Origin of the sequence: Prevotella rectalis (assembly GCF_900607215.1) — a bacterium.
Taxonomy (GTDB): Bacteria; Bacteroidota; Bacteroidia; order Bacteroidales; family Bacteroidaceae; genus Prevotella; species Prevotella brunnea.
This window is the reverse complement of the sequence record NZ_LR027820.1, coordinates 765,143-765,588: the sequence shown is the minus strand read 5'-3', so window position 1 is coordinate 765,588 and position 446 is coordinate 765,143.

Genomic DNA, 446 nt, shown 5'->3' with positions numbered 1-446 from the left:
AAAGCTAAGCTCTTAAATCGCAATTAATATTATCTTGATTATCAATCGGTTATGAGGCGTGTTACAAACGTGGTTTTTGTAATATAATTTCATTGATGGTCGGGTCGAATGTGCGCTATCGAGCGTCTGCTTGCCATCGCCTGAATACGAATTGAAAACATAAGGAAATATGTGTTATTTAGCATTGGAACAAAATATGTCACGTCTCATGATTTGATGTAACTTTGCGCGAGAGGCTCAAAACATCATTCAGGACACTATTAGGAAAAGATAAAGGTTTTCTCACTTCCATACAACACCGTACAATCCTAAATGATGCAAGTTCCAAAACGAAGTGCAATAAAAGAGTAGCCCTCGCCGAGAGATGCAGACGTTCTCGAAGCGTAGCGAGAGGTTGTCTGCATCTCTCGGCGAGGAAAAAAACAACCAGCAATACAAATAAAAAA